Source organism: Paenibacillus sp. OK003 (assembly GCF_900109515.1).
GTDB classification, from domain to species: domain Bacteria; phylum Bacillota; class Bacilli; order Paenibacillales; family Paenibacillaceae; genus Paenibacillus; species Paenibacillus marchantiae.
Genome location: NZ_FOBD01000008.1, coordinates 301,319 through 321,020, shown reverse-complemented (window position 1 = coordinate 321,020; position 19,702 = coordinate 301,319). Strand labels below are relative to the sequence as shown.

Genomic DNA, 19,702 nt, shown 5'->3' with positions numbered 1-19,702 from the left:
TCAGGCAGCCGGTTTTGCTGCTATTTGAGACCGAGAGGAGAGAACGCGAGATATGCTGTTGGAGATGGAGCAGATAACGAAGAAATACGGCGGCTTCACCGCTAACCGGGACATCCGTTTTAATTTGCGAGAAGGAGAGATTCATGCCCTCGTGGGTGAGAACGGCGCTGGTAAAACAACCCTGATGCGTATGTTGTACGGAATGGAGCAACCGACATCAGGCACAATCAAAGTTCGTGGACGCGAGGTAAGCTTCGCTACCCCGTCTCAGGCCATGGCAAGCGGTATCGGCATGGTGCATCAGCATTTCATGCTGTTTCCTTCCTTTACGGTTGCCGAGAACATCGTGATCGGGCGTGAACCGTCTGCGGCAGGTGTATTTGACCGCAAACAGGCAGCGGCCCAGGTGAATGAATTGGGCAGAACGTATGGCATGCCAGTTGATCCGTGGAAAAAAGTATTTGAATGCCCTCTGGGCATGCAGCAGCGTGTTGAAATTCTCAAGGTGCTGCATCAGGGCGCGGACATCATTATATTGGATGAACCATCAGCGGTACTAACACCGCTGGAAGTGAAAGAACTACTCGCGAATATGAAATCCCTTGCCAAGTTGGGCAAAACCTTTGTATTGATCACGCACAAGCTGCAGGAAGTTATGGATGTGGCAGACCGGATCACGGTTCTTCGTGATGGTCAGGTGACAGGTACATTGGAAGCAAAAGACACGAATGTAGAGGAACTGTCCCGCCTGATGGTAGGCCGTGAGCTGGTTCGCATGGACAAGCAGCCATCCGTTCCGGGAGAAGCTGTGCTTCAGGTGGAAGCGGTAAACTTGTCAGGGGCAGAGGACCGTTCTGCACTCAAGGATATCCATTTGCAAGTTCGGAAAGGTGAGGTCGTTGGAATCGCGGGTATTTCCGGCAACGGCCAGTCTGAATTGATCCAGATCATTGGGGGACTACGCAAGGCAGATAGCGGCCGCGTCCTGCTGTCAGGGCAGGATACAACCAATTGGCCAGTGCGGCGCATTCGGGAGCATGGACTTGCCCATATCCCGGAAGACCGTTATATGTGGGGAGCAGCGAAAGATGCGAGCGTTCGTGAAAATGGACTGATGGGCCACCATCACCGGCTTCAATCACGCGGTATCATTAAAGCGAAGGCAGCACGGACCATGGTGGAGAACTGGATCAAGCAGTTCAGCATCAAAACAGGTTCTGCGGAAACGAAGGCGCAGTTCCTTTCCGGCGGTAACTTGCAGAAACTGATTGCTGCGCGTGAATTTGCCCAGGATACGCCATTTCTGATTGCGGCTGAACCTACGCGGGGTGTAGACATCGGAGCGATGGAGACCATCCACGCTGAATTGCTGCGCAAACGGAATGAGGGTGCGGGTATTCTACTCGTTTCCTCGGAATTGTCCGAGATTTTGCAATTATCGGATCGAATCATTGTCATGTATGAAGGCGGAATTGCCGGGGAACTGAAGGCAGATGAAGCAACAGAAGAACAGATCAGCTTGTTGATGGCAGGAGGGAAAGAGCGGATATGAATCGGGTAAAAGAAACACTTCGCGGACTCATACAGCCGCTGCTTGCCGTATTCATCGGTTTACTGGCAGGTGCTGTAGCCATTCTGATCGTTGGCGGGTCTGTGGTGGATACGTATGCGGAGATGTGGAAAGGGGCCTTCGGCAACTTCTACTTCTTCACTAACACACTGGCGCGTTCGACGCCCATTATTCTTGCGGGGCTGGGCGTAGCACTGGCGTTCCGCGCCGGATTTTTCAACATGGGTGCAGAAGGACAGATGGTTCTTGGCGGACTTAGTGCAGCGCTGACGGCGCTCTACCTGCCGGGTCCAGGCTGGTTTGTCTGTATTGCAGCCATTGTGGCGGGGATCATCGCCGGTGGGGTCTGGTCGCTGTTTGCAGGTTGGCTGGATGCCCGCTTTGGCATGAATCTGTTGATCACAACACTGCTGCTCAACTATATTGCGATTTATTTTGGAGGATACATGGTATCCTATCCGTTTAAAGACCGCACGGGATCGGCGGCAATGGCCCAGACGCCGATGATTGATCAGAGTGTCTGGCTGCCGAAGCTGTTCCAGGGTATGGGACTGCATGCCGGATTCATTATCGCCATCGTGGCGGCGATTCTCATCTACTGGTTCACACACAAGACGGTAACTGGTTATGAGATTCGCATGTTGGGAAGCAATCCTTCGTTTGCAACGTATGGCGGTGTGCGCCGCATTCGCATGATGATGCTGTCCATGATCATCAGTGGTGGACTTGCAGGTCTTGCGGGTGCAGGGGAAGTGCTGGGGACACAGTATCGTTTCCTTGATGGATCGTTGTCATCTGCAAGTTATGCATGGAGCGGCATTATGGCGACCTTGCTTGCCCGCTCGCATCCGCTAGGAACAGCTGTGGCGGCAATCCTGCTTGCAGCGTTGCAGACAGGTGCCATGGGGATGGAACGGAATACGGATGTGCCGCTGGAAGTCGGCAGTGTCATCCAAGCAGTATTGACGTTATTTGTATCGGCTCAGATCGGATATTCATTCCTGAAGCGGAGAAAGGAGAAAAAGTCCAATGCAACAACTGTTTGATGCAGCCATGTTTGGCTCTACTCTGCGGATTATGACGCCGATCCTGCTTGCAGCGCTCGGTGGGGCTTTATGCTCTCGTGTCGGTCTGTTCAACGTGGGTCTGGAAGGACTCGTACTGATCGGTGCTTTCTCCGCTATTGTCGGTAACTATCTGTTCGGCAATGTACTGTTGGCTGTAATATTTTCTATTGTGATCGTCATGTTGTTCTCTGCGCTATTTGCCTTTATCAGTATTAATCTGAAGGCCAACGCCATTGTGGTCGGGATCTCGCTTAACTTTCTGGCGACAGGACTGACGACTTTTGCACTGCGGGCGATTTTTGATGTAAAAGGTGCTTACTATGACAAGGATATGGTGGGACTCCCCAAATGGGACATTCCTCTTATTAAGGACATTCCGTGGGTAGGCGATGTTATCTCAGGGCATAGCCCGCTCGTATATCTCGGGATTATTATCGTAATTGCCTTGCAGTTTTATCTGTTCAAAAGTGTCTCCGGTTTCCGTCTTCGTTCGGTTGGCGAGAATCCGGTAGCGGCACAGAGTATCGGCATCAAGGTGCGCGGCATTCAATATGGTGCAGTTCTGATGTGCGGCGTATTGTGCGCCTTGGCGGGCGCACAGTTATCGCTCGGTCAGGTTACGATGTTTACCGAGGGAATGACCGCAGGTCGCGGCTTCATCGCATTGGTAGCAACGATGCTGGGTCAAGCCAATCCGCTTGGCGTTATGGGGTCCAGTGTGCTGTTCGGGTTCATGGAAGCTCTTAGTATCCGATTGCAGGGCTTTGCGCTGCCAACCCACTTTACCATGATGCTTCCTTATATTGTGACACTGGTGGCGATGTTCTTCTTCAAGGACCGTACTTATGCACAAGACGCACTGAAAGCGGGCGGAAGCTCACGTTAATTCCTGAGTGTTATGCTGGAAGCATATAAAGAAGGAGGAATCACACTTGCATAATAAGGCTGAACGTCTGAAAAAAACGAAAAGCCCGGCACCCAAAGCGGGTGTCGAGCATGGAGATCGGCTGCCGCCGGGGCAGGTACTGACCGAAAAATTCCCGATTCTGCACGAAGGTGAAGTGCCGGAATACGACCTTTCCACTTGGGATTTGAAAGTATTCGGCGAGGTTGAAGAGGAGAAGGTGTTCTCCTTCGACGAGCTTCAGGCGATGCCTCAAGTGAACACGGTGAGTGATATTCATTGCGTTACCCGCTGGTCGAAGTTCGACACGCCGTGGGAAGGCATCCGATTCTCGGATTTTATCAAGCTTCTTGGCGTCAAACCGGAAGCGAAATACGTCATGATTCACGCAGATCATGATTACGAGACAAATGTTCCACTCGAAGATCTGATGCATGATGATGTATTGCTTGCTTTTAAATTTAACGGTGAGCCGCTCACACCGAAGCATGGTTATCCGCTGCGCTTGGTTGTTCCACAACTCTACTTCTGGAAGAGTGCGAAGTGGATACGGGGTCTGGAATTCATGAAAGAAGACCGCAATGGCTTCTGGGAAGTCAATGGCTTCCATCATTTTGCCGATCCGTTCAAGGAGCAGCGCTTCTCGGGTGAAGATATTCCGATTCCGGAAGACGAATGGACGAAGAAGGAGTTTGATTAAGATGTTGATGCCTATTTTGCAAATTCATTCTGAGGATATGCCTGCATACGCCATTGTCTGTGGTGATCCGGCACGTGCGGAGAAAATTTCCCGCAAGCTGGAGCAGGCGAGAGAACTGGCGTTCAGCCGGGAGTATCGCACGTTTGTAGGATTGTATGAAGGTGTACAAATGGCCGTGGTCAGCCATGGCGTAGGATCACCCGGAGCAGCTGTCTGCTTCGAAGAACTGATCCGGGCAGGGGTAACGACCCTGATTCGTGTAGGTACAGCGGGCTCGTATACCGCGGATTATCCTGCGGGCAGCGTAATCGTCAGCACGGCCGCTGTGCGTACGGACGGGCTGACACGTCAGCTGGTACCAGATGGTTTCCCTGCGGTAGCGGACCTTGGTGTTACACAAGCGTTAATCGAGGCAACTCGTGAGCATGCAAGTGCAGCGAAAGCTTCAAGTGCGGGTAAAGTTGGCGTGGGCATTACCGTTACGCTGGATGCATTCTTCACAGGCGTTGAAGAGATTCCTCACCGCATGTACAAGCAGGCGGGTGCTCTTGCCGCTGAGATGGAAATTGCCGCGCTTTACATCGTCAGCACACTGCGCGGCGCTCGTGCGGGAGCTATTGTCGCTATCGACGGATTCGCAGACAGCGACCTGGCGGCCGAGTATGATCCGCACACAAATGCGGTAGCTGATGCAGTTGAGCGGGAGATCGAAGCGGCACTGCGTGCACTGGCTGCACTTGCTCGCCAGGATCAAGCGTAGGCTGGGTTTAGCAGGGCATTTTGTAGTACTACTGCTGGTAAAAAGCTAAACTCGTAAATGATGTCCATCTGAGGTGGACAATATAAAAGGGCGTCCCATAAGGTCATGAACATGACTTTGGGATGCCCTTTTGAGTTTGAGATAGAAGCGACTGGCGCTAGATTGGAAGATGCAATCGATTCGTTAGCGTTGTCCAAACAATTGCTGCGCCGTCTCAATAAATAACCGGGATGCGGGAGAAGCATCGATAAGTGAAGGAACGGCAATCTCAATATTGCGGTAGGCTTTCGGCTCTGTGGGGAGTGCTTTGACACCCGGAGGCAGCCAGGATAGTGAGATTGCAGGCAGCATGGCGGTTCCCAGTCCCTGCTCAATCATGCTAAGGCAAGTGTTTACGTTATACACCACAAATCCGAAATGTAATGCTGCATTTGCTCGATTGAACAGATCAACTATCGGCACCTCGTAGCCGCCTTTGCAGATAATCATGGGGTGTTTATCCAGCATTTGTACGGGCAGAATTTCCTGATTCGCAAAAGGTTCATCTTCCCGAAACACCGCAAGCATCTCCTCGCTATAGAGTGGAAGCGTCTCATAAGCCACATCTGCTGGCTCTTTGTCGGTTGCAATAATGAGAGCCACATCAATGGCGCGTGAGCTTAACCACTCCTGAATTTCAAGGATGTTCCCCTCGTGCAGCTCAAACTGAATCTGAGGGTAGCGGTCCCGAATGGAGCGGATAATTTTCGGCAGCAGATGGGCAGATGACATGGGAAAAGACCCAATACGAATCGTACCAATCTCCAACCCTTTCTCGGCCGCAACGACCTGCTGTACCTTATCAAATTGCTGTAAAATCCGGCGGAAAATGACCAAAATTCGCTGTCCCACATCCGTAAGCACGATGCCGTTCCTACGATCTCGTATGATTAGAGTGACATCCAGTTCATTCTCCAGCGAAGAGATGGCCCGACTGACTGCGGGCTGTGTCATATTCATTTCCTGGCCTGCACGGGTGAAACTTCCCGTCTCTGCAATTTTCACAAATAACTGCAACTGTGAGTTGTTCATAACAAATATGGTATGCTCCTTATGATTAACATGCATTTCAATTATTTCGATCACTATTGTATCATGGAGACAAGGAACGATCAAAGAATGAATGTAAAACGGGTCTGGATCGAATTCCAAATGGTTTGCAGGCATAGAAAGAGCGCAGGATAATGTACACGATTGATTAAACTGCGCCTGTAGATGTGTGCCGGATAGGAGAATAAATATATGGCTTTATCACGTGCAAAAGCAGGCTGGGTCCTGGCTTTTCTGGTACTCATGTGGGGAGTAAACTGGCCCCTGACCAAATACGCATTAAATTTTACACCGCCGCTTATATTCGCAGGCATGCGCCTGTTAATTGGGGGTCTGGTGCTGGGGTTGTATGCATTTCCCCGCTACAAAACGCTGCGGCTGAAGCAAACCTGGCATATTTATGCCATATCTGCAGTGCTTAATATCATCTTTTTCTACGGTTTTCAGACCGTGGGGCTGACCGAAGTGCCGGCAGGCTTATTTTCATCCATCGTGTTCCTGCAGCCTGTGCTGCTCGGAATCGGAGCATGGTTGTGGCTGGGTGAGTCCATGTATGGACTGAAGATTGCTGGATTGGTGCTCGGTTTTGTAGGGGTGGCTACGATCAGTATTGGCGGCATGACAGGCAAAGTATCCCCTGAAGGGGTTATGCTTGGGCTGTTCAGCGCAATTAGCTGGGCGATCGGGACCGTATATATGAAGAGAAATTCAATGAAGGTCGATGGAATCTGGATGACAGCCATTCCGATTCTGATCGGTGGAGTTGTTCTGACTTTAACAGGTACGGTCACAGAGAGCTGGGCTGATGTGCAGTGGGTGCTTCCTTTTATATTGGATACGCTGTTTATTTCGGTGTTTGTCATTGCGTTGGGCTGGCTCGCGTTCTTCAAGCTGGTCAGTTCCGGCGAAGCCAGCAAAGTAGGATCGTTCACGTTTCTGATTCCGCTGATTGCCTTGCTATGCAGTGTGCTGTTCCTCGGAGAGTCGGTGACGGTCAATCTGATCGCAGGTCTGGTCATGATTATTGCAAGCATTCTGCTTGTAAATGTTAAAGTGAAAGGCAGTAAGGTAGCGAAAATATAAAGTATGCGGTGAACTTTCTCAAAACGGCTGTTAAGCCGGGCGGGAGGTTCGCCGTTTTTTGTTAGATGGTGGTGCGGAAATGAGAAGAAAACGAAAAGGGGATGGGACGATAACAGCGAATTGTATTCTTAGTATAGTGTTTATATAAAAGGAGGTGTCTTGCTTCGCCGATGTCGCTCACAACACTTATCTGGTTATTTCTTATCACTTTTCTGCTGCATGATCTCGAAGATATAATTTGGGTTGGTCCCTGGATTCGGCAAAATAAAACGAAAGTTCTTCAGCGTGTTCCGCCGAAGGTCTCCAAACGTCTGGAATCGATGCTGCGGATCAACAGCAGCCAGTTCGGTGTAGCTGTATTGCTGGAATTTGTCGTCTTTATACCCTTTGTTTATATTGCTGCAGAGTACGGACACTATTTTATGTTTTTGGCGTTTAATACGCTGTTTTTGTTACATGTGTTCACACATATTGGACAAATCTTGTTTCTGAGAATGTACACACCTGGGGTAGTCAGCGCTGTATGTATTACGTTGCCGTATGGTATCTATCTTTTTTATAGGCTTCTAAACGAGGGGGTCGTGACCTTGGGCGGGGTGCTGGTAAGTATACCGGTTGGGCTTATCGTTCTGCCCATTGTAATGCTAGGCCATGAGCTTGGGCGCAGACTTGTGCCGGATACATAAATCAGAAGTGGAACTTCATTATTAGGAGGCGTATAACAATATGGGCTGGTCAGAATTTCGTGCAATTCCGTTTGAATACAATGATGAGGTACGGCAGATTGATGAACAGCTGCTTAGACTGGTCGCTGCGAGGAAGAAAATAACGGGAGCAGTTCAATACCATCCGCCTCAAGAGATCGTTGATGAATGGGTAATATCACTGGATATGAAGGAGGAAGACCTCCGTTATGTTCTTCGCAGTGTCCAGCCCATGCCTCAAAGACATTTCTTCCCACGCGAAGAAATCAAACTGACCGGTGTAGTACCGATTATGAAGAAAACAGTAAAAGATTCATGCGAGTACGTCATAACCCATTCCATGCAATATGAGACGGAGAGTATCGTACATGTGGAGATTCAATATAAGGGGAGTGAAGCTGAGCGTGTACATGTGGTGCCGCATTTGGCTCTTGAGATTATTAGTGAACAGGGTCATGTGTCGATGAGGCATAGCAGTCGTGGAGGAGGTGGGGAGACACAATTGAGCTACCGAGTGGTCCCTGCCCTGCCTTCTTCTCTGGAAAATGTCCAATTCTCACTGATCCCTTCGATCCCAGAGCTTGAATATAAGGTGGAAGAAGTCATTTTGGATAAACAGGTGGACTTCGATTAACAGGAATCAGGATATATCATGAAAAATGACGTATGGATGATGCGCATGTACTAAGGGCGCACGATCTATACGTCATTATGTTTATCAGGAGAAATAACGCCTTTCTCCTTTTCATAGGCTTCAATATGCTGCTCAATCAGATACTCAATTTGCATCGCAATGGATCGTTTGTTTTTGTCAGCAATCACTTTAATTTTCTCGAAATTCTTTTCTCGCAGCCTAAGTGTAAAGACTCTTTTATCTGTAGCCATGAAATATAAAACTCCTCTAAAAATGATATTAATATTGTAGCATTACAAAATTATTCAATATACAATCATATTGACATCGAAGTGATATCACTTTAGTATTTATATGCAAAGTGACATCACTTTAAAGGAGGATTTATATGGAAGAGTTAGAGGATGTATTTAATCAGTTCAAGGCTCTTCGCATGGAGAGTCCCGGAAATGTAGTCAGTTATAGTTCAGAAGAATACAAAAGGCTGATTCAAGAAAGTGATCGTTTATTTACGGAGCTTTGTGAATATATGCGCCCAGAGGGAATGGCGGTATTTCTGGATTATTGTAACGTAAGCACCCTCCTTCAATACATGACAGAGTCCGCAATGTACGAGCAGGGCTTCATAGATGGGTGCAGCATGCTGAATTTCATTTTTCATCAAAGTAAAATACATAAATCAGAGGATATACTTGCTCATCAGAATGACAATGCAAAAAATGGGTAAGTTATATACAGGAACATCACCATGAATACGAAGAGGAGGACTCCAGCATGACACAGAACAATCAACCTCAGGATGAGGCGGCAATTCGCAACAAACTGGATGAAGACGGGGATTCCTTGATGGAGAAAAAGAAAATTTTGAGCGGTGTGGATATTGAGCCGCAAGCAGACGAGTGGTCTGCCAAACCTTCACCTGTAGCATTTGATGAAGGTAAATCATCCAAAGAATAAGAGGAACCAGATATTAGGTTGAAAAGAAGCGGGTACCGTAAAAGGTATCTGCTTTTTTATATCAGAATGGTTAAGCACGTTTCGGAGCATCATTTTCCCGATATCTTATTGTATAATCATGGGAAACGTTTGTGAGAGGAGAATGTGAAGATGAGTGAGATTAACATCAGAAGGGCTGTCATCGGAGATTACACGGGAGTATCTGCCTTAATGGATGAACTTCATCACTTGCATGTGGAGGCCAGGCCAGACGTATACAGAGAGCTGCAGACGAGAATGAGTCATAAGGAATATGAAGAACTACTGGAAACGGATCATCGTTATCTCTATGTTGCGGAATTGCTGGAACAGGGTGAGATTGTTGGATATGCGAGCGCACAGTTGAATGTTATTCAGAAAGTGGATTTGTTAAAGGATCGAAGGATGTTATACATCAATGAAATCATCGTTGGCAGCAAACATCGCGGACATGGGACAGGTAAACTGTTAATGCAGGTGTTAATCGAACTTGGTAAAGGAATTCAGGTTGACAGCGTTGAACTGACCGTGTCTACATTTAATACCGGTGCCCAGGCTTTCTATGAGCAGTTGGGTCTGTCTGTACGCAGCAGCAGAATGGAATACATACTATAATGTGCCTGTACGAAGACTGATGAGATGTCTGGCGCGTTAGTGCAGTCGTAGGAAGCATGGAATACATCCATTTGGAGTAAAATAAAGAAATAGTCTTGCATACCCCCATGGGGTATGTTACTCTTATTACAGAACGAAAGAAAAGGGGTGTTCGCGATGGAACATCAGAGCCATCCCAAGGAACCTTCGGAATCATCCGCAACAGAGGTGAACGAAGTTTCACAGACCGATGATCAGCAAGCTGATTCATGTCATACGGCAGGCAGTGATGGAAAACATGTGCGCAAGAGCCATCACTCCCAAGAGATGAAGGGCAACCTGATTTCTCGCTTGAACCGTGTTGAAGGACAGATTCGCGGGATCAAGGGATTGATCGAGAAGGACACCTATTGTGATGATGTGCTGACGCAGATCGCGGCGGCTCAGTCTGCTCTTAATTCAGTAGGCAAGCTGTTGCTGGAAGGTCATATGAAGAGCTGTATCGTTGAGCGCATTCAGGCTGGAGAGCATGAGGTTGTGGATGAATTACTGGTAACGGTAAGGAAGTTAATGAAGTAATTATTTTTGAATGAACTCATCATTTATATATCTAAGGAGGAACTACTCATGTCTAATATTACGTTGAATGTTACAGGAATGTCTTGCAATCACTGTGTGAAATCGGTTGAAGAAGCGGTGAAGAATGCGGGAGCGAATGGTCAGGTTGATCTGGCAGCAGGAACTGTCGCAGTTGAATATGACGAGCAAAAAGTCAATGTGGATCAGATCAAGGCAGCCATCGAAGATCAAGGATATGACGTAGTCTAATCATCGCAGGCTTAAACTGAACTTCCCTTTGCATGGAAAGGAATTCAACAGATCTTTTCCAATAAAGGAGTTCCTGGTTTAAGCCTGATTTTCCGTCTTTTATATACCCCTTGGGGGTATTTAGTGAATAGAAATATTTCATAGAGAAAGGAGCCAACAACATGGATAAGTCATCAACAACGGACAACACAACAGCATCAGAACCCGTACCTTCACCGGAAGCAGCGGGATTGCAGACAACACTGCAAATTACAGGCATGACCTGTGCTGCCTGCTCTACCCGGATTGAGAAGGGATTGTCCCGAATGGAAGGGGTCAATCAGGCGAATGTGAACCTCGCCATCGAACAAGCAACGGTATCCTATGATCCGAAGACAACGAACATCAATGCTCTGCGAGATAAGGTGGAGGCGCTTGGGTATGGTACAGTAACGGAATCCGTGGATCTGGACATTACAGGCATGACCTGTGCTGCTTGTTCTACTCGAATCGAAAAAGGTCTTTCCCGGTTGCCGGGTGTATCCCGTGCAAACGTGAACCTGGCGCTGGAAACAGGACATGTGGAGTTTGCAGCAGGAGCATTGAAGGCATCCGATATTACGGCGAAGATCAAGCAGCTCGGTTATGGTGCGGAATTGCAGCAGACACAGGAAGATACCCAATCGGTGCGCGAGCGTGAATTACAGCGCAAAAAGTGGAAGTGGATGATCTCCGCCCTGTTATCTTTGCCGCTGCTTTGGGCCATGGTGGGTCACTTCTCATTCACCTCGTGGATCTGGGTACCGGACCTGTTCATGAACCCGTGGTTCCAACTGGTGTTGGCAACGCCAGTGCAGTTTGTGATTGGATGGCAATTCTATGTGGGAGCCTATAAAGCGCTGCGTAATGGCAGTGCCAATATGGATGTACTGGTTGCTTTGGGTACAAGTGCGGCGTTCTTCTACAGTCTGTATCTGACCCTGACCAGTGGCAATGCAGCTTCGACCATGATGGATCATGGTGGGACGGGAATGGCTACAGCAGCCATGCCAACCGTGGAGCTTTATTATGAGACGAGTGCAATTCTGATTACGTTGATCCTATTGGGAAAATGGTTTGAGGCCGTAGCCAAGGGGCGCTCCTCTCAGGCAATCAAGAGCCTCATCGAACTTGCTCCGCGTGAAGCCAGAGTGATTCGTGATGGACAGGAGGTTATTGTACCGTCTGCGTATGTCGCGGTAGGTGATCTCGTTCTGGTAAAACCCGGAGACAGCATTCCTGTCGATGGCGTCGTGGAGGAGGGGCAGTCTTCTGTCGATGAATCCATGTTAAGCGGAGAGAGCCTGCCCGTGGATAAAAAACCAGGGGACGCCGTTACAGGCGCTACGCTGAATAAAAATGGAGTATTAAGACTGCGTGCGACCCGCGTGGGCTCGGACACGGCGTTATCCCAAATTATTAAAGTGGTTGAACAAGCGCAGGGTTCCAAGGCCCCTATTCAGCGGATTGCCGATGTGATCTCAGGTATCTTTGTTCCGATTGTTGTAGGCATCGCGGCAGTCACGTTCCTGATCTGGTACTTTTTCGCCAGTCCCGGTGACTTTGCTGGTTCGCTGGAGAAGGCGATTGCTGTACTTGTCATAGCCTGTCCTTGTGCGCTTGGACTCGCAACCCCAACGTCCATTATGGCTGGATCAGGACGTGCGGCGGAGTATGGTGTGTTGTTCAAAGGCGGCGAACATCTGGAATCGGCACAGCGGATCCAGACTGTTGTACTGGACAAAACAGGTACAGTTACCCAAGGCAAGCCCGTGCTTACGGATGTAGTGGCGGCTTCAGGATGGACGGAAGCAGAGCTGCTGCAGCGAGTGGGAGCAGCAGAGCAGAATTCGGAGCATCCTTTGGCTGAGGCGATCGTAGAAGGAATCAGAGGCAAAGGTCTGGAGATAACCCAATCAGAGCAATTCGAGAACATACCGGGATATGGAGTGCGAGCTCGGGTTCAGGGACAAGAGATCCTGGTCGGGACACGTAGGCTGCTTACGGATGCGAAGGTGAATGTCTCGGAGGAAACCATGCAGCAGATGAATAAACTCGAAGAACAAGGGCGCACAGCGATGCTGGTCGCGGTGGATGTTCAATGGGCTGGGGTTGTTGCTGTGGCGGATACCATCAAGGAAACTTCACGGGCAGCCATTCAGCGACTTCATGCTATGGGAATCGATGTCATCATGATTACGGGAGATAATGAGCGGACAGCACGCGCTGTAGCGGAGCAAGCCGGAATTAATAAAGTTCTGGCTGAGGTACTGCCAGAGGGTAAAGCGGCAGAAGTGAAAAAGCTTCAGGAGAGTGGCCTCAAGGTAGCGATGGTTGGAGATGGAATCAACGATGCTCCGGCCCTTGCTACAGCCGATATTGGTATGGCGATTGGAACGGGAACCGATGTAGCGATGGAAGCAGCGGATATTACGCTAATGCGCGGTGATCTGAACAGTATTGCGGATGCAATCGAGATGAGCCGGCGCACGATGGGCAATATCAAGCAGAACCTGTTCTGGGCACTTGGTTATAACGTGATTGGTATTCCAATTGCAGCAGTGGGCTTCCTCGCTCCTTGGTTGGCAGGTGCGGCGATGGCGTTTAGCTCTGTGTCGGTTGTACTGAACTCGCTGCGTCTGCAACGAATGAAACTGAAAAGCAATGACTGACGTCCATTGAGAGACGTGATACAACTTTTCATTATGCTCAAGAGTAAGCATAGGGTGCGGTCCGCTACGGCGGATCGTGTTTTTTTTTTGTTGGAGAACGATGTTTGAGATATATGTTAAAGGAGCTATCCTTTCCTTGTTAACAGAGGTGAGGATGTGAAGTGATGTCCTCCTATGAAATGAAATTCATTGTTTGCGAAACACATCTTTATCTTTCTGAACCTTTCAGAAATAGATTGACAATATAGACATATAGACTTAAAATTTAAAACGATCGTTTGATTTAAACAATCGTTTACATCAAATTCGAACTAATGAGTAATGGAGGACATCATTTATGTTGCAGGCTTTACGTATATTGTTGAAAAAACCGCCAGTAATTGTGGGGATCGTGACGGCACTTATGTTCCAAGTGATCTTCAGCGTGATCTGGATGACAGCATATTCCGGAGTGAATGACCGGATGAATGAATTGACGGTTGCCGTTGTCAATGAGGATGGAGAGCAGTCCAAGGGGATCGCAGATCGTATGGCTGAGACACTTCCTTTTCATACCGTAACGAATCTGAGTGCTGCTGAAGCACTTGACCAGTTAAATCATCGCAAGATTCATATGGTGCTCAATATTCCTGCAGGGTTTAACGAGATGATTCAGACAGCCGGTTCCACTGCCGAAATCAAGTACACCATTAACGAGGCGAACCCGGTTACGATCAAAAGCATGATGCAGGGTGTATCGCAAAGCGTGACGAACACAATTAACAAGCAAGCAACCGCTCAAGGTGTGCAAGCTGTGTTGACGGCTTCCGGAGCGCCTGCTGATCAGGCAGCTGAAGCTGCTGCCAACCTGACTACCCGCGTGGAAGGTACAACCACTTCCATTAATCCGGTTAACGGCATGAACAACCAAATGGTGCCGATGATGATGGTACTCGCTTCTTATGTGGGAGCCATGATTATGGGTATGAACCTGCAGACAGCGATGGGAATGCTGTCGGCTACTCACTCCCGTTGGACATTGTTCGGTGCCAGAGTGGTTATCAATCTGGGGTCCGCTCTTGTGGTTTCCCTGCTGGGATCATCACTGATTGTTTCGCTGGGCGGACAGATCGAGCAAGGATTTATCGCATTCTGGTTGTTCCAGGCGTTGTTCCTCTGCACGTTCATGTTCTTCTCCCAGTTCTTCCTGATCTGCTTTGGACCAGCGGGAAGCCTATTCAACATCATTTCCCTGTCCCTGCAACTGGTATCCTCCGGTGCAATGGTGCCACGTGAATTGCTGAACAGCTTCTACAGTGGTATTGGGCAATATCTGCCAGCCACATATGCCGTTCAAGGTGTTCTGAGCGCTCAACTGGGCGGTCCTGGAGTTCAAGCCGCTGCTGGCTCGATTACCATTGTATTGCTGGTTGCTGTAGCCCTCTCTCTGGTGGTGACGTTGTTGAAAAAACAACGCATGCCAGCTGGGGCACCAAGCCCGGCTCAAATGAGCAGCTAATATTGCAGACGTAATGGTTGGTCGTCATAGGATATGATCAAACACCCCGGTGATTTTCACCGGGGTTTTGGTTTAATAGTAGGTTGAGGTAGTTAGTTTTGCAGAACCACAGGCGGCACATCTTGCGCTTTGATGCACAAACTTTCATAATGAAATGATAGAGTAGTCTTGCTGCAGCCTGGTAAGCTGGAGCAACAAATGAATAGAACGGACAAGAGGAGCGGACGGAATGACGGAACCGGAATTGGATATAAAAACGAGGATTTTGCTTGCAGCCAAGAAGCTTTTTGCACAGCAGGGGTATGACGGGACAAGTGTTCGTCAAATCTGTGATGAGGCGGGTGCAAATGTATCGCTGGTCTCGTATCATTTTGGTGGAAAAGAAAAGGTGTTCGAAGCATTATTTGAGCACTTTTTTCCCGATCATATGATGAACGAGTTGGCTGAAGAGTCCATGTCCTCCCCCGTGGAGGGTATCCGACGAATCATAGGTGAAGTCGTAAAATTCACGATGACGGACCGGGAGATGAGCGATATTGTGCAGCTTGAAATTACGCTGCGTACCCATCGCACAGCTACCGTGTTTCGTTTTTTGGACCCCGTCTGGACCAGAGTGAGAGAACTGCTGCAAGAAGGCAAGGAGCAGGGCGTGTTTCAGATCGAGTCCGTATCTTATGCGATGCTTCAGGTCATGGGTGTGGCTTTGGCGCACAAACGGGCTAAGAATTCGCGGTTTAGCTTTGACTATCAGGATATGAACACAGATGAGCTGGCTGAACAAACCATTGAATTCGTATTACGAGGATTGGGAGTGAATAGCAATGAACGAAACCATTGAATTGATGATGAAGCACCGCTCTGTGCGGAAATTCAAGCCAGACCCGATAAGTGAGGAGCAGCTGGCAGCCATCGTGGCGGCCGGGCAGATGGCTTCCTCTTCAAGTAGTGTGCAGGCCTATACAATAATTGCTGTTACCGAACAGGAGCAGAAGGCCAAAATGGCTGAATTGGCAGGCAATCAGTCTTACGTCAACGAATGCCCTGTGTTTCTCGTATGGTGTGCTGACCTTTATCGGCTGAGTGATGCTGCCAAGCGTCATTTGCCTGAAAAGGAATCCTATGAGGACTCTACTGAAAACTTTATGGTGGCCACCATTGATGTTGCACTCGCATCGCAAAATGCTGCACTTGCAGCAGAGTCACTCGGTTTCGGAATTGTATATATTGGCGGGCTGCGCAACCGTATTGAGGAAGTGAGCGAAGTATTGGGCTTGCCTGACGGCGTCTATCCAGTATATGGAATGTGCATTGGTGTGGCTGATCAGGAGACGGGTATTCGTCCACGTCTACCGCTGGATGCGGTCTTACACCATGGCCGTTATAACGCCGAGCAGACCCTCAAAGGCGTCGAGAGCTATGACGAAACGACCGCTGCATACATGAAGGAGCGTACCCAAGGGGAACGCTCTACGCCGTGGTCCGAAATGATGGCGAAACGCCTCACAGAACCGGTACGTCTACAGATGAAGCCATTCCTCGAAGGCAAAGGATTCTTGAAACGTTAAGGGTAAATTCAAAAGAAGTCAGTTCGGCAGATGCCGACTGACTTCTTTTTTGCATACTATATCTATTTAGTTGAGGAACCAGCACATGAATAGATGCCAATTCGGAACTAAGGAAGACCGTAGAAGCGTTTCGTATTCTGATAAAAGAGACGCGCAGCCCGCTCCGTTCCCATACCGGTCACTTCACTCCACGCCTGAATGACCTGTCTCGTCATGGCAGGGTGCGTCATTCTTCCCTGGAAAGGTCCCTCGAAAGGCCAAGGTCCATCGGTCTCTGCCATAACCTGTTCGGAAGGATACTGGCGAGCTAATTCGCGAATTTCCTCTTCGTATATGATATCAGGTGTGAATGAGACGAAGTATCCGTTGTCAGCCATTCGCTGGACGGTCTGCTTGGAGCCTTTGAACCAGTGAAAGTGAGCCCGGCGATGATGATATTGCTCGAGCAGGTCACAGGCGATATCGGCATCCTCATATACAGCGTGCAGTACGATCGGTTTACCGTGCCGCTTGGCTAGCTGGATAAATTGCTCCAACAGATCGATATAGCCGCTCTGATCAAAGTGCTGTCCTGCCTGTTCGGCTTCCTGTCGGTTGTAATAGGGCAATCCAACTTCTCCAATCGCTGTGGCTTGTCCCATATGCTTTTCGATCCAATTGAAGAACAGAGTCTGCTCTGCCAGAGACGGCAGGGGCTGCTCGGGATGGAAGCCAAAGGCCGGATATACGGTACGGGGGTATTGTGAAGCGAGTTCCAGGTTGGTCTGGGCAGATGCCAGATTCATGGAGACGGCGATGACGGCCTCAACCTGCTGGGATGGGAAGGAATGCAGCATCTCACGTTGTTCTTCAGGTGTATATTTATCCAGGTGAAGATGGGCATCGATCAAGGGTGCAAAAGCGGTTGATTGCATGGCTGGACCCCTCCTTTTTATCTTTTACCAATGATACGCAGGGTGGTTTGTGTTGGATCACCCATTTCAGGAAAATAATAACTTAAAAACCCGCGCTATTTAGATAGGCGGGTTTTCTGCTGTTCTTCTCTCATCCACTGGGAAATCTGCCGTTTCCGTTCAAGAAAAGCAGATTCCTCCGTGATCGCTTCGCGACGTGGACGATCAAAGGGAACATCGACCTCGTGAAGTACAGCCGCAGGCCGATTCGATAAAACATAGATACGGTCCGCAAGCAATAATGCTTCCTCGATATTATGCGTGATGAACAGCACCGAGCGGCGGTTCTGTTCCCAGATATCGAGCAGCCAGCGCTGCATGTCGCTGCGGGTCAGTGCATCCAGCGCACTAAAAGGCTCGTCCAGCAGCATCAGCTCCTGCGGACTGAGCAGGGCGCGCAGAAAGGCAACCCGCTGCTGCATGCCGCCCGATAACATATGCGGATAGGCTTGTTCAAATCCGGCCAGTCCGACACTGCCCAGCCACTTCCGGGCATCTGCAAGCGCCTCTGCTCGGGGTGGCACATCCGCAGACACTTCACCTGCGAGCAGCACATTGTCTTCAATGGTACGCCATGGGAAGAGGGCAGGCTGCTGCGGCATATAGCTAATCTTGCCGCGTTGCCCGGTAACATCCTGACCATTCATCAGGATTTGGCCCTCCTGTGGTTTCAGCAGGCCGCCGATGATGTGAAAAAGGGTGCTTTTGCCACAGCCGGAAGGGCCGACGATGGCTACGAATTCGCCTTGTTCCACGGTCAGGGACAGGCCATCCAGAACGGGCAATGTGCTGCGTCGCTCTCGGAACGAAGCATTCACGTCTAATACTTCCAACGCTGGTGATGAATGATGTGCAGGTAAGGCCACGGTTCCATACTCAGGACTCCCGCTACTCGTTGGAGTGGTTGCACCTTCATCCGGCGCAGTAGCTACCCGCTCGTTGTGTTCGGGTGTCATCTTGTCATCACTTCCTAACCTTTATATGGTGCATATTTCAAAGTTATCGCTTTTGTGGTCGCCAGCGTACGAGCAGCTTCTCCAATAGCGCAATGAGCAGGAAGAGCAGCAGACTCAATGCCACAATAATCATGATTGCCACGAAAAGACGATCCGTCCGATAGGCTGATTTTTGCAGCATCATATAATAACCGATCCCCTTATCTGCACCGATCCATTCGGCGATAATCGCACCCATGACGCTGTACGTAGCGGCGATTTTAATCCCCGAGAATACCGAGGGCAATGCATGTGGAAGTTCGAGCTTCCAGAAAATTTGGCCGCGTTTTGCACCAGCCATGCGCATATAGTTCATCATCGCCGCATCGGTGCGGGTCAACCCATCCATGGCAGCTACAGCCACCGGGAAGAAGCAGACCAGGATGATGGTAATCAGTTTGGGCAGCAACCCAAATCCGAACCAGATCAGCAAGAGCGGAGCAAGCGCAATGGTCGGTATATTTTGACTAAGAATAAGTAATGGGTAGAGTGCAGATTTCAAAAATGGAATCAGATGCAGCACCATCGCAATCAGTAATCCTACGAGCGTACCTGCTGCGAACCCAATCAATGTCAGCTGGATTGTTGCCCATGCATGCATACCAAGTCGCTCGGCCTGGGACGCTGCTTCATGGGCGATGTCCGATGGCGCAGGCAGCATCCATTTCTCAATATGGAACAGGGAGACGGCTCCCTGCCATATCGCTATAAAGAGAATAACCGCCACAAAGGGCGGCCATACGCTTTTCCAATAGGCATGCATTAGCGATATTTCTCCGTCAGGGTGTCCATGCTGAAGCCACTTGGGCTATGGGCGATTTTGATCTGTGAGATGATGCTAGGGCTGCCAGCTTCCACGAGAACTTCGTGCATTTTGCGGACAACCTCCAGCAGTTCCTCCAGTTCTCCCTCCATCGTAGTATCCAGTGGATTAACCTGATATTTCAAGCCAGACTGCTGAATAACTTCAATGGCACGATCAACGTAAGGATAGGAATTTTCGCCATTTGGCGTTTTGGGAATGACTTGAATGCTAAGTAGTGTGCTTGCCATGAGAGATCACTTTTCCTTTCGAGTTAAATTGCATGAGTTA

Annotated in this window: 23 protein-coding genes; 17 read left to right on the top strand and 6 right to left on the bottom strand. The window is 49.2% G+C overall.

Going from position 1 to position 19,702, the window contains the following annotated elements; genetic code table 11:
• Window positions 1-52 precede the first annotated feature (52 nt).
• The 5 genes from BMW94_RS15050 to BMW94_RS15030 are packed head-to-tail and all read left to right on the top strand — an operon-like array spanning window position 53 to window position 5,001.
• Window positions 53-1,552 (top strand): ABC transporter ATP-binding protein, encoded by a 1,500-nt coding sequence (locus tag BMW94_RS15050; protein ID WP_090999564.1) that lies wholly within the window; start codon window positions 53-55, stop codon window positions 1,550-1,552.
• Window positions 1,549-2,616 (top strand): ABC transporter permease, encoded by a 1,068-nt coding sequence (locus BMW94_RS15045; protein ID WP_063566254.1) that lies wholly within the window; start codon window positions 1,549-1,551, stop codon window positions 2,614-2,616. The genes BMW94_RS15050 and BMW94_RS15045 overlap by 4 nt, the downstream gene beginning before the upstream one ends.
• On the top strand, window positions 2,600-3,523 hold the full coding sequence (locus BMW94_RS15040) for an ABC transporter permease (protein ID WP_024632282.1): 924 nt from the start codon (window positions 2,600-2,602) through the stop codon (window positions 3,521-3,523). The genes BMW94_RS15045 and BMW94_RS15040 overlap by 17 nt, the downstream gene beginning before the upstream one ends.
• Before the next feature lie 46 nt (window positions 3,524-3,569).
• Window positions 3,570-4,241 (top strand): sulfite oxidase-like oxidoreductase, encoded by a 672-nt coding sequence (locus tag BMW94_RS15035; RefSeq protein ID WP_090999562.1) that lies wholly within the window; start codon window positions 3,570-3,572, stop codon window positions 4,239-4,241.
• Between the two features lies 1 nt (window position 4,242).
• Window positions 4,243-5,001 carry a nucleoside phosphorylase gene (locus BMW94_RS15030; RefSeq protein WP_090999560.1) on the top strand — a complete coding sequence of 253 codons (759 nt, stop codon included), beginning with the start codon at window positions 4,243-4,245 and terminating at the stop codon, window positions 4,999-5,001.
• Between the two features lie 183 nt (window positions 5,002-5,184).
• Here the strand turns inward: BMW94_RS15030 and BMW94_RS15025 are convergent, their stop codons facing one another.
• On the bottom strand, window positions 5,185-6,072 hold the full coding sequence (locus BMW94_RS15025; RefSeq protein WP_090999558.1) for a LysR family transcriptional regulator: 888 nt from the start codon (window positions 6,070-6,072) through the stop codon (window positions 5,185-5,187).
• 210 nt (window positions 6,073-6,282) lie between these two features.
• On the opposite strand from BMW94_RS15025, the gene BMW94_RS15020 reads away from it, so the two are divergent.
• From BMW94_RS15020 to BMW94_RS15010, 3 genes are all read left to right on the top strand, one after another.
• Window positions 6,283-7,173, top strand: coding sequence for a DMT family transporter (locus tag BMW94_RS15020; protein ID WP_090999557.1), 891 nt, complete (start codon window positions 6,283-6,285; stop codon window positions 7,171-7,173).
• A gap of 170 nt (window positions 7,174-7,343) precedes the next feature.
• On the top strand, window positions 7,344-7,859 hold the full coding sequence (locus BMW94_RS15015; RefSeq protein ID WP_090999555.1) for an HXXEE domain-containing protein: 516 nt from the start codon (window positions 7,344-7,346) through the stop codon (window positions 7,857-7,859).
• Window positions 7,860-7,899: 40 nt separating this feature from the next.
• Complete coding sequence (locus BMW94_RS15010) at window positions 7,900-8,511, top strand: hypothetical protein (RefSeq protein ID WP_090999553.1); 612 nt, start codon at window positions 7,900-7,902, stop codon at window positions 8,509-8,511.
• Window positions 8,512-8,576: 65 nt separating this feature from the next.
• Here BMW94_RS15010 and BMW94_RS15005 read toward each other — a convergent pair whose 3' ends face one another.
• Window positions 8,577-8,762: a hypothetical protein gene (locus tag BMW94_RS15005; protein WP_090999551.1), complete on the bottom strand. Its 186-nt coding sequence runs from the start codon at window positions 8,760-8,762 to the stop codon at window positions 8,577-8,579.
• 137 nt (window positions 8,763-8,899) lie between these two features.
• Here BMW94_RS15005 and BMW94_RS15000 point away from each other — a divergent pair, with 137 nt between their 5' ends.
• From BMW94_RS15000 to nfsA, 9 genes are all read left to right on the top strand, one after another.
• A complete protein-coding gene (locus BMW94_RS15000) occupies window positions 8,900-9,238 on the top strand; it encodes a hypothetical protein (protein WP_090999550.1) in 339 nt (112 codons plus the stop codon).
• A 47-nt stretch (window positions 9,239-9,285) separates the two neighbouring features.
• Window positions 9,286-9,468: a hypothetical protein gene (locus BMW94_RS14995; protein WP_063566250.1), complete on the top strand. Its 183-nt coding sequence runs from the start codon at window positions 9,286-9,288 to the stop codon at window positions 9,466-9,468.
• 150 nt (window positions 9,469-9,618) lie between these two features.
• Window positions 9,619-10,101 (top strand): GNAT family N-acetyltransferase, encoded by a 483-nt coding sequence (locus tag BMW94_RS14990; protein ID WP_090999548.1) that lies wholly within the window; start codon window positions 9,619-9,621, stop codon window positions 10,099-10,101.
• Between the two features lie 156 nt (window positions 10,102-10,257).
• Window positions 10,258-10,659: a metal-sensitive transcriptional regulator gene (locus BMW94_RS14985; protein WP_090999546.1), complete on the top strand. Its 402-nt coding sequence runs from the start codon at window positions 10,258-10,260 to the stop codon at window positions 10,657-10,659.
• A 48-nt stretch (window positions 10,660-10,707) separates the two neighbouring features.
• Window positions 10,708-10,908: a copper ion binding protein gene (locus BMW94_RS14980; RefSeq protein ID WP_053779829.1), complete on the top strand. Its 201-nt coding sequence runs from the start codon at window positions 10,708-10,710 to the stop codon at window positions 10,906-10,908.
• A gap of 161 nt (window positions 10,909-11,069) precedes the next feature.
• Complete coding sequence (locus BMW94_RS14975) at window positions 11,070-13,598, top strand: heavy metal translocating P-type ATPase (RefSeq protein ID WP_090999544.1); 2,529 nt, start codon at window positions 11,070-11,072, stop codon at window positions 13,596-13,598.
• Between the two features lie 337 nt (window positions 13,599-13,935).
• Window positions 13,936-15,096, top strand: a complete 1,161-nt coding sequence (locus BMW94_RS14970; RefSeq protein WP_090999542.1) for a YhgE/Pip domain-containing protein — start codon at window positions 13,936-13,938, stop codon at window positions 15,094-15,096.
• A 229-nt stretch (window positions 15,097-15,325) separates the two neighbouring features.
• Window positions 15,326-15,934: a TetR family transcriptional regulator gene (locus BMW94_RS14965; protein WP_063566247.1), complete on the top strand. Its 609-nt coding sequence runs from the start codon at window positions 15,326-15,328 to the stop codon at window positions 15,932-15,934.
• The gene (nfsA, locus tag BMW94_RS14960; RefSeq protein ID WP_090999540.1) at window positions 15,918-16,661 is read left to right on the top strand and encodes an oxygen-insensitive NADPH nitroreductase; all 744 of its coding nucleotides are present in this window, start codon (window positions 15,918-15,920) and stop codon (window positions 16,659-16,661) included. The genes BMW94_RS14965 and nfsA overlap by 17 nt, the downstream gene beginning before the upstream one ends.
• 107 nt (window positions 16,662-16,768) lie before the next feature.
• Here the strand turns inward: nfsA and BMW94_RS14955 are convergent, their stop codons facing one another.
• The 4 genes from BMW94_RS14955 to BMW94_RS14940 form a co-directional block, all read right to left on the bottom strand.
• Entirely contained in the window at window positions 16,769-17,575 is an 807-nt protein-coding gene (locus BMW94_RS14955; protein WP_090999539.1) for a TatD family hydrolase, read from the bottom strand.
• Between the two features lie 95 nt (window positions 17,576-17,670).
• Entirely contained in the window at window positions 17,671-18,570 is a 900-nt protein-coding gene (locus BMW94_RS14950) for an ABC transporter ATP-binding protein (protein ID WP_254790240.1), read from the bottom strand.
• Window positions 18,571-18,613: 43 nt separating this feature from the next.
• Window positions 18,614-19,372, bottom strand: a complete 759-nt coding sequence (locus tag BMW94_RS14945) for an ABC transporter permease (protein ID WP_063566244.1) — start codon at window positions 19,370-19,372, stop codon at window positions 18,614-18,616.
• Entirely contained in the window at window positions 19,372-19,662 is a 291-nt protein-coding gene (locus BMW94_RS14940; protein ID WP_024632265.1) for a thiamine-binding protein, read from the bottom strand. Before BMW94_RS14940 ends, BMW94_RS14945 begins: the two co-directional genes overlap by 1 nt.
• Window positions 19,663-19,702: the final 40 nt, after the last annotated feature.